At 66.5% G+C, this 15,641-nt stretch carries 5 protein-coding genes; all 5 read right to left on the bottom strand.

The features are described 5' to 3' along the window. Positions 1–111 precede the first annotated feature (111 nt). On the bottom strand, positions 112–2,166 hold the full coding sequence (drmB, locus tag CHC09_RS40345; RefSeq protein ID WP_239138849.1) for a DUF1998 domain-containing protein: 2,055 nt from the start codon (positions 2,164–2,166) through the stop codon (positions 112–114). Beyond that, the gene (drmA, locus tag CHC09_RS40340) at positions 2,163–5,840 is read right to left on the bottom strand and encodes a DISARM system helicase DrmA (protein WP_239138850.1); all 3,678 of its coding nucleotides are present in this window, start codon (positions 5,838–5,840) and stop codon (positions 2,163–2,165) included. Before drmA ends, drmB begins: the two co-directional genes overlap by 4 nt. Positions 5,841–5,848: 8 nt before the next feature. Further along, entirely contained in the window at positions 5,849–9,928 is a 4,080-nt protein-coding gene (locus CHC09_RS40335) for an Eco57I restriction-modification methylase domain-containing protein (protein WP_089298547.1), read from the bottom strand. Further along, positions 9,928–13,101 carry a DISARM system SNF2-like helicase DrmD gene (gene drmD, locus CHC09_RS40330; protein WP_089298546.1) on the bottom strand — a complete coding sequence of 1,058 codons (3,174 nt, stop codon included), beginning with the start codon at positions 13,099–13,101 and terminating at the stop codon, positions 9,928–9,930. The genes CHC09_RS40335 and drmD overlap by 1 nt, the downstream gene beginning before the upstream one ends. 530 nt (positions 13,102–13,631) lie before the next feature. Beyond that, positions 13,632–15,581 (bottom strand): tetratricopeptide repeat protein, encoded by a 1,950-nt coding sequence (locus CHC09_RS45840; protein WP_143232844.1) that lies wholly within the window; start codon positions 15,579–15,581, stop codon positions 13,632–13,634. Positions 15,582–15,641 lie beyond the last annotated feature (60 nt).

The following is a 15,641-nucleotide window of genomic DNA, read 5'->3' as shown; positions in this document are numbered from 1 at the left end:
GCGGCGTGGACCTCTTTCAAGGCCTGGGTGGTGGTCGCTCCGGCGTGGAAGAGCGCGGCGAGGCGGGTTGCCTCATAAGCGGTGAGGAAGGCGCCGAGCGCCTCGTGGGGGTCAGTAGCCATCGACAGCGCCGAAGAATCCAGGTACTCGCTCGTCGTCGATCGTGGGCAGGGTGAGTAGGAAGCGGCGGTCGAGGAACCGGTTGGCCCGTTCGCAGGAGGTCTCCGAGGCGAAGGAACAGCAGTGGCAGGCGGCTCCGTGTAGGAAGTCCTCGCCGTGGCGTGGGGTGCGCTGGCCACAGACGGGGTCGGAGGAGCATCGGGCGGCCCGATGCAGCGCGTCGACCACGAGACGGCGGAGCCGGTCGGGTTGGCTGAGGGCGACGAGACCGCCGAGGGTTCCTTCGCTGTCGGAGGCGGTGGTGCAGATCAGCAGGCCGGCGGCGGCCGGACGATCGGGGGTGGCGGGCCAGGCGTAGAGGCGTTCGCTGAGGCTGGCGGCGCCGTAGCCGCAGGACATGGCCATTTCGCGGATGAGGACGTGCGAGAGCGTGTGGATCAGCCAGTAGCGCGGGGCGGGGAACCGGGTGTCTGGGTCGATGTCGGCCGCAGTGGCAGAGAACCTGCGGGAGAAGTTGTGCCGGTGGGCCTGCCGGTGCACTCGCCACAGGCTGGTGCCGAGGATCTGGGTCTCCCAGTCGGCGACTTTGTTCTCGTCCAGTTGCAGAAAGATGCCTTCACCGCGGTCCTCGGTGGCCGGCACCCAGGTCGGGCGGCCGTCGCGGGTGAGTTTGACCAGCCGGGTGGCAAGGTCGTTGACCCGGTCCATCTCGTCGATGCGCGTGAAACCGAGCACCGCGTTGATCTTCTTCATCCGGTTGACCGCGATGACCCGGTGAATCTGTTTCGGCAGGTCGGGGCTGGTCGCCGTCTCGGTGACCATGAGGCCGCTGGCGTCCTGCTGCTGCGCGAACAGCGTGGGTTTCTGCAGGTAGTCCCATTCCGGGATCAGGAGCTCGACCGGGTCCCACTGGCGCAACTTCTCCTTGCGGTCCTCCTCTGACGGCGGCGGCGCCAACGCTTCAGCGGCCGCGGCGGTCAACTCCTCGTCGGAGACGTCGGTGAGGTCGCATTTATGGGCTTTGAGTAGCGAGCGGAGGATCTTGGGCGCCGTCGCATAGTCGTTCAACTCTTCCTCTGTGAGCACGGTACGCAGCCGGGTGGCGAGCGCGATCTTGTCCTGCTCGGCAGTGCGCGGCATGACAATGATCGACTGGGTGGAGGCGAACCACAGGTTCGAGGCACCCATCATCATCAGGGTGGTCGGCTGTCCGCACCTGCTGTCGAAGGCGTTCAGATGCGGGTGCCGGCCCCGGCAGTCGGGCAGCTTCCGCTTCCCGGACGCGCCTTGGGCTTCGCTCATGCTGCGCCGTTGGCGGCAGCGTTCGCAGACGATGACCGCGCCGGCGCCCTGACCGATGTTGCTGTCGATCAGCTTCAGATCCGGCTGCGGCGCTGCCGGGCAGGGTTTGCCGTGGTGCGCCCACAGCGCGTACGGGAACTCGTCGAGGTGACCGTTGACGCAGGCCAGCAGATAGCGGGCGGGCACTGCCGGACTGCGCCGGGTCTTGCCCTTTCCTGGAGCCTTGCCCTTTGTGAGGCCACGGCCGGGGCAGCTGACGTGCTCGAAGGTGGCCAGGTCGGGCCGGAACGGGTGGGTGTTGGTGTAGCTGAACCGCGACAACGGCCCCAGATAGTCGCAACCGGTACACCGCAGCCATTGTGGGAACACCCGTGCCGGTATGCCGAGGTCGGATCCCTCCTGCGACATCGCCCGGGCCTTCGGCTGCCAGGGGAACGGACGTAGCTGCTGTACACGCGGCCCAAGGTGTAGCTGGACGACCTTGAGCAGCCGCGGCTCCTCGATGACCGGCACCGTCTCGCGCCGACGCCAGATCGGTTCCCAGTCGTCCAGACCGGCCGGCATGATCGAGAACTGCGGCAGGTCCATGATCGAACCGACGCCGTACGTATAGAGCAGCGACGACGGGCGCGCCGAGCCGACCTTCGCCCGGTTCTTGGCCCGCGCGTCCTCACTCTCACCCAGCGGGTCCATCGGCTCCGACGACTCGAAGATCATCTGACTGCCGTCGTCGGTGGCCGTCACGCGTTGTCTCCTTCGGGCAGCTCCCACACCGGCGCGTCGTCGGGCTCGACGACGAACAACCGATCCGGCAGCGGGCTCACCAACAGGTTGATCTCCGGCTGCACCTCACGCATCGAGTGCGCCACCACGAACGGCGCCCGGTCCGGCTGCGCCTGATGCGCCTTCGCGTTTTCCGGGCTGATCAGCAACGGCATGTACGAGTCGTTGTCGCCGGTTCGCTCGTACACCAGCGTCTTGTGCTGCTGCGCCGCGTACTTCCCACGTGCGTTCCACTGGTCAAGGCGGTTGATCAGCCTCTGGTACGCCTGCGACATCAGCTCGTCCAACTGGGCGGCCGGTTTGATCCGGTCGTACAGCCGGCCGACCAGAGCGTTGAGGGCGGCACCTTCGTCCCGGACCCGCCACGCGCTGCGTTCCGGCGACAGGCCGTCACTGCGATGGGCCTGGATCACCCGGGCCGCGCCGACAAGCACGCCGTCGATGCCCCGGTCGAGCGCGGTCGGCGAGAACGGGGTGACCGACAGCGCTTCCACCTGCGAGTAGAACGTCTCGTGGTAGTGCCGGAACTGCTCGTAGTGCGCAAGGTCGCGGGGGCGGGCCCAGTTGCCGAGGGCCACGACCAGGCCGGGCCGGTTCGCGTCACGACCGACCCGGGAGGATGCCTGGATGTACTCGGCAGTGTTCTTCGGCTGTCCGACGACCAGCATCAGGCCGAGACGCTGCACGTCGACGCCGACCTGCAGCATCGAGGTGGCCAGGACCACGTCGAACGGCTCGGCTTTCGGCCGCTCGGTCTTCGTTCCGGCCGCCTGCTGCTCTACGCGCCGGCGCATCGCTGCTGTGGTGGCGTAGTCCGGGTCGAACTCCAGGGACAGGTTGTCCAAGGTGCGGCCGATGTCCACTGACGCGATTCGGGAGGTCAGTTCCCCGGTAACCAGGCGGCCATAGGATCCCAGTCGGCGCGGGAAACCCGATCCCGGCCGGGGCTGACGAACTCGGTTCTGCACGTCGTCGGCGATGTACCGGGCCATACCGGCCAGCTCCCGGGTGGCGTTGAAATAGCCAACCAGCGTCATGTACGGATCGGCGGCGGCACCGCTGCGGTCGAAGAGCAGTTGCCCCGCCGACAGCAAGACCTCGGCGACCCGGATCTCCGCGCTGGACAGGCGAACGCCTTGGGCGCTTACCCCGATGTAGCGGCGGCCCGGGGTGCCGGGACCGATCGGCACCTCCTGCGAGAAGTACGTGTCGGCCACATCCAGCACCTGCGGCGGGAAGATCTCCACGCCCCGCCCGTACAAGCCCCGAACCTGATCCTCCGCCCGACGCACCGTCGCGGTCGACGCCACGATCATCGGCTGGACCGGGACGCCTTCCGCAGTCTCCCAGGACGCAAGCGTCTCGACAGTCACTTCGAACAGCCCGACAGCGGTGCCGAGCGCGCCGGTGATCAGGTGCAACTCGTCCTGAATAATCAGATCCGGCGGCCGCAGCCGACCGGCCGGGCGCACCGTCGCCGCCGGCAGACCCGGCTCTTCCTTGTGCACGGTGGTGATGTCGCAGCCGGCAAAGTCGGGGTGCACGTAACCGTGCCGGCCGCAGTAACGGCCGACGTAGCCGAACAACGACGCCGCCTCGCCCTCACGGGCCAGCCGGGCGAACTTGTCGACCGTGGCGATCACGAACGCTGGCGGCATCCGGTAGATCTCCTCGTCCACCGTCAGCATCGGCAGGCCATCGTCGACCTCGCCGCCCTTCGCGAACGGACAACGCCCGAGATCATCGCCGCAGAACACCAGCACCCGCCGGGTCGCCTTGATCGGCTTCACGTTCGCCGCACTGATGGGGCTGCCACACCACGGGCACCGCTGCACCTGTAACACCGTCAACCGATGCCCGCCGTACGCGTTCGCCTTGATCAGCTGCTCGTTCGCCTCGTCCCACCGCTTCGGGCTCACGTCCGTGCCGACCCACAAGCCGATCCGGAACGGCGTCGTCCCCCAGGTGGTCACATCCCGGCGGCGAGCCAGCTCCGCGGCACACACCAGAGCGGTGGCCCGCTGGAACTGCTGAGCAGTTAGCAGCCGCAGCGTGTACCGCATGAGTACGGCCACCCCGTCACGCCCGTCCAGCGGCCCATCCGACGATGGCACGACCTGCTGCCGGCGCCGGATCGCGAACGTGTACGCGGCCAGCCCCAGATACGCCTCGGTCTTACCACCACCGGTCGGGAAGAACAGCAACTCCACCCGAGCCAGCTCACCGCTACGGACAGCAGCGGCCGGGTCGGTCAACGCCGGCAACTGCAGCAGGATGAACGCGAGCTGGAACGGGCGCCACGCCGACGGCGACTCCGCCTCCTCGGCGGCCACCAGTTCCCGGGCAGCATCGAACGACAGGTTCGGATCCGAGCTGCGCTTCGCCGAGATCTGCGAGTGGATGCGCTGGTCGCGCATTACCTCGTTCATGAATCGGAAGCACGCGAACGCCTCCGGATCAACGACGACATGCGCGAGGCCGTCGGCAAGTCGTTTCCGCACCGCCCGCGCCTCCTCGACGACCTCTTCTGCCAACTCCCGCAGGTGCTCGGGGAGCTTCGTGGCGGTCTCCGCTTGGCCGTCCTTGCCGTCGAGCCAGTCCCCGTATCCATCGACCAGCGGGCCGAGCCCGGCACGAACCTGCTCCGGGCTTGCCTTAGCCAGGGCGTCCATGCCGAGCAGCGCATCCTTGACCGACCGTGCCCGGGTCTGCGGCGTCTCCGCGACCGGAAGCCACGTCGTCCATACCGCGGTAGCCCGGCGCGCATCCTTCTCGGCCTTCCAATCCACCGAGCAGGTACGACCAACCGCGAACTCCAGCCGATTGCGGTACTGCAGGTGCAGCCGCCGCACCTCGTCGTCCTGCTCCGGCCACTCGTGCTCCAGCACATCCCGCACCGGCAGGAACACAGCCGCACCACCAGCATCGACGTGCAGCTTCGTCTGGAACAGCCACTCGTTCACCGGGATCGTCGGCGGCGTCTCCCGATCATTGACCAACGCGATCTCGATCAACCGCCGGTGCCGAGGCGCATCGTCGTAGGCGTCGATGCGCAGGCAAATGTCACCGGTCAGCAGGCGGGTGTAGGTCCGCCCAGGCGTCAGATCAGCCACCGCGATCTTCTCGACGATCCCGATCGGCGTACGCCGATACCGCCGCACCGGCTGGCCCCGCTTGTCAACCTCGTCAGTCTTCACGCTCTCGTACGTGCCCCACGACGCCGTCACCGTGAACTCGGCCAGCTCGTTCGGCACCTGGAACCGCAACCCCATCGACGACGGGATCATCAACCCCTGCTTGGGCGCCTTGTCATCAACGTCGTCTTCCTCACCATCAACGTCGGCACCATCAGCCGCCTCAGCCGGAATCCCACGTTGCGCATGAGCAGCAGCCGCATCGGATCGAACACCGACCAAGCCGTAGCCGTCCTCGGACCCAGCCGGGTCAGCCTCAGGCTCCGTCAGCTTCACCGGCGCGATGTGCCCGACCAGATACAGCTGCCGCGGACTCACCGGCAGCATCTCCTCCGGCCCACCAGCAGGACCCAACAGCTCCCGCTCGATGACGTCGACCAGATTCTCCCGAACCGTGAACGACTTCCCATCCGGCTCAACCGCCAGCTTGAAACCCGACACCGGCTCCGTCACAGCAGCGTCCCCTGATCCTCGTTCACGACCGGCCGCCGACTACTTGCTCGCGCGCTCTTCGCCGTCGTCTTCTTGGGCTGTTCCGTCTTCTCCTGCGCCGCTGCGCGACGAAGATTCTCTTCCAACAAGCGATCCACGATCTGCACTCGTGCCGCTGGGCTGACGGTCCATCGAGTCATTTGACGGTACCTGTGAAAACCGTGATCCAACGACACGTCTGACCAGCCGTAGGTAGCCATCACTGCTTCATCGAGCTGGACATGTAGCTGGCGGAGGTTCGCGACGTCACGGTCGCTGCCATCGTCCAGTCCTGGGTCGTTTACAAAGTTGTACAGCTTCGTCAGCCCCAGTCGCCGACGGAGCATGACCTCTCGGCGTTCTTCGTCCAGGCGTCGGCCAATCTCATCGAGTTCGGGCGTTGCCTCTGGCCGAGGGAGGGTGGCGAAGACATCTGACGGTGTGTAGCTCACGTCGGTCCGGAGTGTTGAGCTGTACTTGATCGCCCACGCTTGATGAACGATGGATGACAGAACAGCCTGATCGGCATACGAGTCCGTTGCGAATACGCACGTCTTCTCGTTGAAGACGAAGTCGTTCGCAACTCGAAGCGGCATTACTGTCTTGCTGATGCGAGCCATCGTAAGCACGTGGTCCAGGTTCTCGATCGTCTGACGCATCTCGGGCCGACTACGCTCATACAACCACCAGTACTTCTTTGATGACTCGCGCAGGTTCTTCGCGCGCTCGGGCTTTACAAGCTGCAATACGCGTTCGTATGGGCCTTTGTAGCGAGCGGCGCACTTCTCGCACCGACCGGTGAAGTCGATGACCCAGCGGGAGGCTCCGTTGTCCGGGTTCGAGTTCAGGTCCTCGCCGTTGAGGTAGGGGTACAGCACGTCGCGGTTTCGTTCGTCCTCCGCGATGAAGGCTTGGGCCTCGTCGGGTTCGAGCACGAACCCCATACCCAATACCGTGCAGCCTTGAAAGGCGATGTCTTCGTTCTCCTTCAGCCGGGCGGGAGGTCCAGCGACCTGGCCCTCTGCCTCGAGAAGAGTCGAGATTCGTGGCACGAGGATGTCGTCCGCGACTCGATGCGCTTCGTCCGCGACCGGCCCGCGGCTGCCCCAAACTGCCGCGTACTCGAGGTTCGCGCTCGCGGACGGCCAAGGGGCGCTCTGGATGGCTCGGGTGATCGTGAGGCCATTGTCGACGACCCGGTCGAGGCCTACCTGGCGAGTATCGCCCTGAGCGACTGTGTTGGTGGCGATCACGCCGAGTGTTCCGGTGCTGCGCAGCAGGGTGGCGGCGCGGAGCAGGAAGTAGGCGACAAGGTCGGCGCTGCCTCGGGTGCCGTCAGCGATCTGGTTGACGAACCAGTCGCGCATGTTGGTGCCTATGGCGCCGGTGAGTTTCTGGCCTCCGAGGAAGGGCGGGTTGCCGATGATGGCGTCGAAGCCGCCGTGGCCGACGATGACGTCGGGGACTTCGAGGACCCAGTGCAGGGGCTTCCAACGCTCGTAGTCCGTGGTGACGGAAGGAATCAGACCCTCGTCGATGATCTCGTCGAGCATGGTGGAGTCGGCTTCGGCCGTACTCCTGGGGAATGTGGCCCGGACGGCCTCGGCCAGGCTCTCGTAGCTTTCCTCGAGAGATCTGGTCGGTGCTCCGCCGAGGCGGAGGCCAGCGGCGATGACGCCGTCGGCGGCCTTGGTGAGCAGCGCCGTAGAAGTGTGGAGCTGGTCGAGGAGGCGGCGCTTCGCGCTGGCACTCCGCTGGGGGTCGTTCTCCTTGACCTCGCTGGCGAGTTCGCGGCGGATCGCCACAGCCGAGTCGATGACGCTCTTGAGGTTGACGATTCCGGTCAGTGGTGCCTGTCGGAACTTCGGTGCGTCGATGTGGAGTTGTTCGAGCTGGCGAAGGTTGGTAAGGCCGAGCAGCGTGTTGCCGTGCAGAATCTTGTCGTCGACGAAGGAGAACGGGAGGTCCCGGTCGAGGGAGACCAGCCAGAGGGAGAGTTTGCACATCTCGACGGCCATCGGGTTGACATCGGCGCCATAGAGGCAGCGGGCGACAACTTCGCGGATGGCGTGTTGCTTGAGGTCGCGTTGGGCGGTCTGGGCCGAGCCATGTTGGTCCCACGCTTCGACGAGTCGGTCGGCGAGGTAGCGGGCGGCGGCGACCAGGAAGGCGCCGGAGCCGGCGGCGATGTCGGCGACCTTGAGGTTCAAGATTTCGTATCCCTGGCGGATCTGCCAGTCTTCTTGGGTGGGGGTCTGGTGGGGGCCCGGGGAGTAGCAGAGCGGTTCGAGGGCGTGCCGGGCGACGCGTTCGGCGAGGTCCCGGGGGGTGTAGTGGGCGCCGGCGTTCTTGCGGGACGGGGTCTCGGTGACCAGCAGCCCGTCGGCGAGGACCACGGTTGGTCGGCCGCGAAGGTCTGGTTTGGTGACGGTGGCCCACTGGCGTAGCCGTTCGCGGAGTTCCTCGTCCTTGGTGACAGCCCGCAGGTGCCGGTCGGCGTCCTCACCGGGAGCCGTAGTGAGGAGTCTGGCGAGAGCATTGGCGCTGGGCGCAACCGCGCCAGGCTGGTGCTCCTTGAGCCACGCGATAACGGCCTTCGCGAGTGCGGCCGGCGTACCGTGCTGGTCGGCGAGCTGTTCGAGCAGAGTGAGGGAGACTTCGGGTTCGGAGCCGGCGGTGCCGACCAGACCGACGTGAACCTCGTGGACGCGGGTGCAGGTGTAGCCGAGCAGGCCCTCGTAGATGTAGCCGATCTGTTCGACGTCGATGTCACGGAACGAGATGCGGCGGGCGTCGCCGCCCTTGAGCTGGGCAACCTGCACGGAGCGTAGAACGTGCAGCATGACCCGGTCGGGGACCGGAAGGGCCAGGGTGCTGTTCTCGTTCGATGCGGTCAGGAACGGGTGGCGGTCGGGGTCGAACAGCGAGCCCCCGTACGCAGGCATACGCATGTTCTCGAAGCTGGCGCCGCTGTACAGGGCCTGACTGGTGGCGAGCAGCCGGTGCCAGGTCAGGTAGGTGCTGTCCAGAGACTCCTCGCCGTCGCCGATGTTGCGGTGTTCGAGGGCATCCAGCTCGCCGCTGATGCCGTACCCCTGAAGGAACAGCTCGCTCTGCGGCAGCAGGCCGCGTTCCTCGGCGAAGAGCAGGAAGACGACGCGCATCATGACCGTGACCGCGGCAGAGTAGGTCTCGTGCGGGTCGGCCGGCAGCGGATCGGGGAGCTTCTTGGCCCGGTGGTCGGTGGAGACCTCGTCGAACGCCTGGACCAGGAGTTCGACGGCGCGGCGGACCTGGGCGCCGAGGGCTTCGGTGATCTCCTCAGCGGCGGCGACGGATTCCTCGAAGAGTTTCGGGAGTCGTTCGTTCGGGTCGCCACCGACGATGTACTGCCGGGCGGTGACGGTGAGGAACGCGTTGCGGGTCAGCGGTTCCTCGACCCAGGTCTGGGCGTCGACGATGCCGGAGGCGACCATCGCTTTCGGCCGGGCACAGACCAGCGCCCACCAGCGACCGTCGGTGACGATGCCGATCGTGACCCCGGAGGCGCGAAGCATTGCCTCCATCCGGTCGACGGCGGTGGCGGCCCAGCCGTCGGTGCCGGTGGCGTGCAGGCTGTCGGTCTTGTCGACGACGCTGACCAGTGCACCGATGCCGTCGGGGCCGCGTAGTGCTCCGTCCGGGGTGACCGCCAGCCTTCGGTCGGGTGCGTGCGCGGTGATACCTGGTGCGGACTCGGGTCCCCAGGCCAGCAGCTCGCGCCAGCCGATCACATCACGCAGTACGGCCTGTACCCAGACGTCGCGGGCGTCGGCGTACTTGGTCTGGCGGGTTTGATCGTCGGGTTCGATGTCGAGGGCTTCCCAGGCGTGGTCGAACGCCGGTTTGGCCTGCCGCAGGGCGTCGAGCCGGTCCGGGTCGAGGGCGGGGATGCCTTGCGGCCAGACGCGTTTCAGGGGTGGGATGGCGAGGAACGGGCCGTCGGTCTCGACGAGTTCCAGCCAGGCCCGGTGCAGTTCGGCGGCGGTCTTGGGGCGGAAGGTACGGGCGGGGGGCATCAGCGTGCTCCTCCTCGCTGGGCATCGGCCGGGGTGAGCGCGAAGACGACCGCGGCGGCGGTGGTGTGCGGTTTGATGTCGCGGTAGCGCTCGGTGATGGCCGCGATTTCGCGTTGTTCCTCGTCGCCGAGTTCGTCCAGACGGCGGCGCATCGTGTCCATGTCCCGGTGCCGTTGCCGCTGCTGGTCGTCGGGGAGCAGGGTGGCCTGCTCCTGCATCTCCTTGGCGGTCAAGGTGTCGAGTGACTCGTTCAGGTTGCGACGGAACGCGGCGAAGATCTCCCGTGCCCGGGAAACGTCGACCTGTTCCCGCTTGGTCAGCTGCTCACTGACTCGCTGCTGTCGGGACTCGGCACGGCGGCTCATCGAGTCGAACAGCCGGGCTCGCAGCGGGGAATCCAGTTCGTTCCACTCCTGAACCAGGCCGTCCCGGATGTCCGTTTCGGCCAAGGTCAGGGTGCCGGCGTCGAGGGCCTGGTCAAGGAGCCGTTCGGCGCGTTCCTCGGCGATCGCGCGGCGGCCCCGCAGCCGGACACCGGCCAGGAAGATCTCCTCATGCAGCCGCAGGCCACCGCGGCCGACCAGCACCATGCGGGTGACGGCCGCGACGAACGACTCTTCCAGGCCGTCCACGACGACGGCGGTCACCCGGTGCAGTGGGGCGTCGGCACTCCACAGCGACCGACGCAGCAGCCGCTGGGCCTTCTTGACCAGCGGATGGCCGAGGTGCACGTAGACGACGTCCTTGCTGCCGGCGGCGGCCTGGTCGTTGAAGGTGATCGGTCGCCATACGCCCGGGTTCGAGCGGGTGTCCAGGCCCTTCAACGTCGACTGCCAGGCCGGGCCGAGCGCTGGCACGACGTACACGCCGTCGTCGGCGGGATGGTCACCGGAGACGGTCAGGGGCGGCTGGTGGCTGATTCGCAGGGCGGTGTCCACCACCCGGCGCAGGTTGTCCGGCTCCAGATGCAGCTGGGCCTTGCTGTCGGCGTACCCCTGTTCGAGTTGGGTCAGTTGGCTGTTGAGGTCCATGCCGCCGGCGAGCGCCCTGGTGATGATGGCGTTGCCGTCGAGGGCGACCTTCTTACCGCGCCGCGTGGTCGCCGTACGGGTGAAGTGGTCCTGGATCTCCTCGGCGATCACCTGGTTCACAGAGCCGAGGTCCCGGGCGACCGTCACGACCTTCTGCGCGATCCGGCCCATGAACTGCATGTCGGCGGCGTAGATCGTCGCCGACCGGTCCGGCATGAACTGGTACACCAGCGGCGTCTGCTGCTGGCCATACCGGTCGATGCGGCCGATCCGCTGCTCCAGCCGCGACGGGTTGAACGGAATGTCGAGGTTGATCAGCCGGTGGCAGTGGTCCTGGAGGTCGATACCCTCACCGGCCGCGTCGGTGGCCAGCAGCACGCGTACCGGATTGCGCACCGGGTCGGTCGTGAAGTGCTCGCGGATCAGCTCCCGTTCCTCGGTCGGGGTCTGTCCTTGGATCACCTCCAGCACGTCGCCGTAGCCCTGCTGCACCAGGACGCGCTGGACCCACTCCAGGGTGTGCGCGTACTCGGTGAACACCACGACCCGCTCGTTGGACCAGAACCCGGACGGCCGGCAGATCGCCTCCAACGTCCTGATCAACTCATCGAGCCGGGAGTCCGGACGGCTCGCGAAACCGAGACCCCATTCGGCCAGTCGCTCCAGCTCACCGGGTCCGGCTGCCACCAGGGGGTCGCTGGACTTGCTGTCCCGCAGGACGGTCGCCTCGTCCTGCTCCCAGAGGCCTTCTTCCTCGTCGGCTTGGCCTTCGCCGAGAATGTCGTCGTAGTCCCAGTCCGAGGACTCCTGCCCCACCGATCGGGCATCAAGGTAGGACCGCAAGGTCATGCCGAACGCCCACGGGCTGGACAGGAACCGCTTCTTGAACAGCATCGCGGTGATGTCGCCGGAGGCTCCGGTGCCGTTCGCCTTCGCGCTCTCCGACAGGATCCGGTCCAGCAGCGAGAACATCTCCTGTTCTTCGGCACTCGGCGTGAACGCGATGCCCTTCAACTCCCGAGGCCGGAAGTTCTTGTACGCCAGAGCGGGATCCGACTTCAGCCGGCGGACCGTCACCTCCTTCAACGCCTTCTCGTCCAGCAGGGCGCCACGGCTGAATCGCCGCGAGTCGATCATCTCCATCAGCGCGGTGAACGACTCTGGGTGCCCGTTGTGCGGAGTCGCACTCAGGAACAGGCGGTGCTCGCACTTTTCCGCCAGCTCCCGCACGGCGATCGTGCGCTGAGTATCGACCGCGTAGCCACGACCACCACCGACCGCCGACGGGCTGGCCGGCGCGACATGGTGCGCCTCGTCCACGATCATGATGTCGAACGCGTACCGCCGGGCGGTCTTCGTGCTTGCCGCCTGGGCGTACACGTCCCGCAGCATCCGCTGGGCCCGCACGCTCGGCAGCCACGCCATGCTCACGATCACCCGTGGGAACAGCTGGAACGGGTTCGAGTGCAAGCCGTACCGGCGGCGTACCTCACGCATCATGTCGCTGTTGATGATGGTGAAGTCCAGGCCGAACTTGTCTCGCATCTCGTCCTGCCACTTCAGCGCCAGACTCGGCGGGCACACCACGATCGCGGTTCGCGCCCGGTGCCGCAGAAGCAACTCCTGCACCACAAGTCCCGCTTCGATCGTCTTACCGAGGCCGACATCGTCGGCCAGCAGCAGGTTGGTGCGAGGTGACGACAGCGCCCGGCGCAACGGTTCCAGCTGATACGCCTCGACAGCGACACCGGAGTGGAACGGCGCCTGCACGCTGCGGTCGTCTGCGGAGGTCACCGCGCCCCACCGCATCGCGTCGACGAACCCGGCAAGAGTGTTCGGATCGTCGAAGGCGTCCCGGTTGATCTGTGTTGGCAGTCCCTGAGCCGGGGTGACCGTGTGTCCGACCTCCAGCTCCCAGACGACTGTCAACTCCTCGCCGAGCCGATCCTCGTCAAGAGCTTGCAGGGTGACGGCGTGGTTGAGAGAGGCGACTGTTTCGTCAGCCGGGCTGCGCGGTAGGCCCTGCCGCTCGACCTTCGCCACCGCCCAGGTGGAGCCCCGAACCTCCACCACCTGGCCCGGCTCCGGAACCGGGCTCCGCATGCCGCCCGAAGCCACCGACGACGTCTCTACCGCTGACATAGCCACCGCCGAACATTAACGGATCGTGCCCGGCCCATACACGATGTCTCGTTCGGCTGGTGTCGACGTCAGACATGAAGCTCCGGTCAGCGGACGCGGACTGCCGATCACCAGCTCGATCCGTTAATCAGGCGGTTCAGCTCAGCCGAGCTTCCGGTGGGGAACCGTCCGAGTTCAAGATCGCATTCGCGAGCACCATAAGCGGCACTACGGGAGCGATCCTCGCGCGCCAGTTGTGTGAGGTCCTGGTCGGCGCCGGAAGAAATCGTCAATCTCTGGAACGGATTCTGCGCAGTAGGACACCGCTGGCTGGACCCGAAGGATTCCCTCGCTGGATCCGACCGAGGTGGCGAGCGCCGGGCGCGCTGGGCGACAACGTGGTCGCCAGCCCGAAAGGCTCGACGTCGCCCGGGTGAGAGAGTGATCGAGCATCTTCGCCGATGACTAGTTAGGTTTGGATGTCTCCATCAAACCCGGAGCGGACATTTCACCAAAAACGGCAATTGTCCGCGGCGCAAACCGCATCCCATTCAGTTCGGCAGCAGATGATTGAAGGGGCCGAGGTCGAGGCCGGTCGCAATCCTTCCGTCGCCAGTCAACCCAAAGCGGATCAATTGCTGAGCCGTCTCTCTGTCACCTGTAGCGGTGAGCAACCTAGCCCAGCCGAAACCTGCGCCTCGGCCACCGAGGTCTACGGCGCGCCGGTACATGGCCATCGCGCCTGCCGGATCCCCTGCCTCAATACGAACCTCAGCCAAATCGTGGAGGGCATCCATGTCGCCGTGATCGGCGGCCAGCAGACGTAGCTCATCGGCGCCGGCATCGTCACCACTCCCCTCGCGCAGTCCAGCCAGCCAGAACAACAGGTGCGGCTGACCTCGATACGCAGCTTCCCGGCAGATCTCCTCGACGCCGGCCATGTCTCCCGCGTCGCGCATCAGCCGTGCCAGTGGTCGCCAGGCCTTGCTGGAACCGAGGTCAACCGCCTGGCGATACAGGTCGCTGGCCTCATCGACGTCGCCGATCTCGGCATACATCCTGGCTAAAGCGATCACCGCATCTGGCATGCCGGTTTTTGCTGCCTGACGGTAGTGGGCCGCAGCGCCCATAAAGTCATCGCACCGTTCCCGAAGGCCAGCCCAGACCATCCATGCCTCGCTAGACCCGCGCGCCGTGTAGGTCCGGCACAGGCTCTCGGCTCCGGCAAGGTCTTCGCGCATCACACGCCGATGGACGAGAAACTGCAGCGCAAGTGCCTCACCGACGTCGGCTCCCTGCTCCAACAGGCCCTCATAAGCTGCATCGTCCCCTAGCCGATCACGGATACCGGCCAGCGCGAGCAACCCACCTTCAACACGACGGTCGACTGCTTGTCTGCAGAGCGCTTCTGCACCGCTCAGATCGCCCGCGTTGCGGCACAGGTCGGCGGCACACAGCAGCGACTCTCCGTCGCCGCGAGCAGCCGCTCGCAGGTAAAACACCTTCGCATCGTCAAGGTTTCCCGCACGTTCATGCCGCTGGGCAAGCGCCACCGCTGCACTGACAGCTCCGCCGTCAAGCGCAAGCTGATACAGCCGCTCGGCGCCGATTGTCTCCCCCGTGCCGTCGAGCACCCCGGCGATGCCGGTCAGTGCATCGGGATCGCCCAGCTCGGCGGCTTTGAGATACAGCCGGATCGCTTCCTGCAAGCGCAGCCGTGATCCGGCCTGAACGCCTAGCCGCCGCAGCAACACCGGGTCCACGGTGACAGCGGTGAAAGCCGCCCACAAGCTCGGAGGTGGGCACACGGCGACACGTTCGGCTCGGCCGAGTTGTTCAAGATAGTCAGCCAGCCGGTAGCAGGGCTGCCCGCCATGGGCTGCTTCCTGGCCAGGACGAGGCTGGATCCGCGTCAGCATGCCACCGACGCCCTTGCCATCGAGGACGGCGTCCGCCAGCGTCTGATTCAGCCAGTTCTCGTCCAGACCATCCCACGTGCAGTCGTCGAGATAGCCCAGAACTGCCAGGTTCAGCAGGGCACGCGGCAGAGCGACGGGATGCCCGAGCCGACGAGCATCCATTGCAACGTCGATGATGGCCTTGGTCGCCGCTCTGGCAATCCGGTAGCGAGCCTCAAGCTCGGGTGCTCCGGCCAGATACTGCGCGATCCGGCCAGCTTCAGCGTGGTCGGCGGCGTGCCGTAGTCGAAGGTCGGCACCAGGCTGGATCAGTTCACCAAGTTCATTAGCTTTGAACGTCTCCGCGACCGGGACCACACTTCCGGCCAGCAGTTCCCGAGCCTGGCCGTGAGAATCGGACTGCCCAGGACTCGGCCGGACCGTCAGCACGTTCCAGAACTGCTGCCACATCGTGGCCAACACCAGGACCGGCCCACGCTGACGGTCTTGCAGCAGCGTCCGCAGCCGCGCAGCAATTTTCTCCCCCACCCCAGCGTCGGTCGGCATGAGAGGCCGGTTTGTGAGTTTCTGGTAGTTCGTCATCGCTCGATGGCGTGGTGTTCCGGCTGGTCATGAGGCTTGCCAGTACCCGGCGACGTAGGG

The sequence above is a fragment of the Actinoplanes regularis genome, assembly GCF_900188005.1.
In the GTDB taxonomy this organism is placed as follows: Bacteria; Actinomycetota; Actinomycetes; order Mycobacteriales; family Micromonosporaceae; genus Actinoplanes; species Actinoplanes regularis.
Note: the sequence above shows the minus strand (reverse complement) of the source record. Positions and strands in the feature narration are given on the sequence as shown.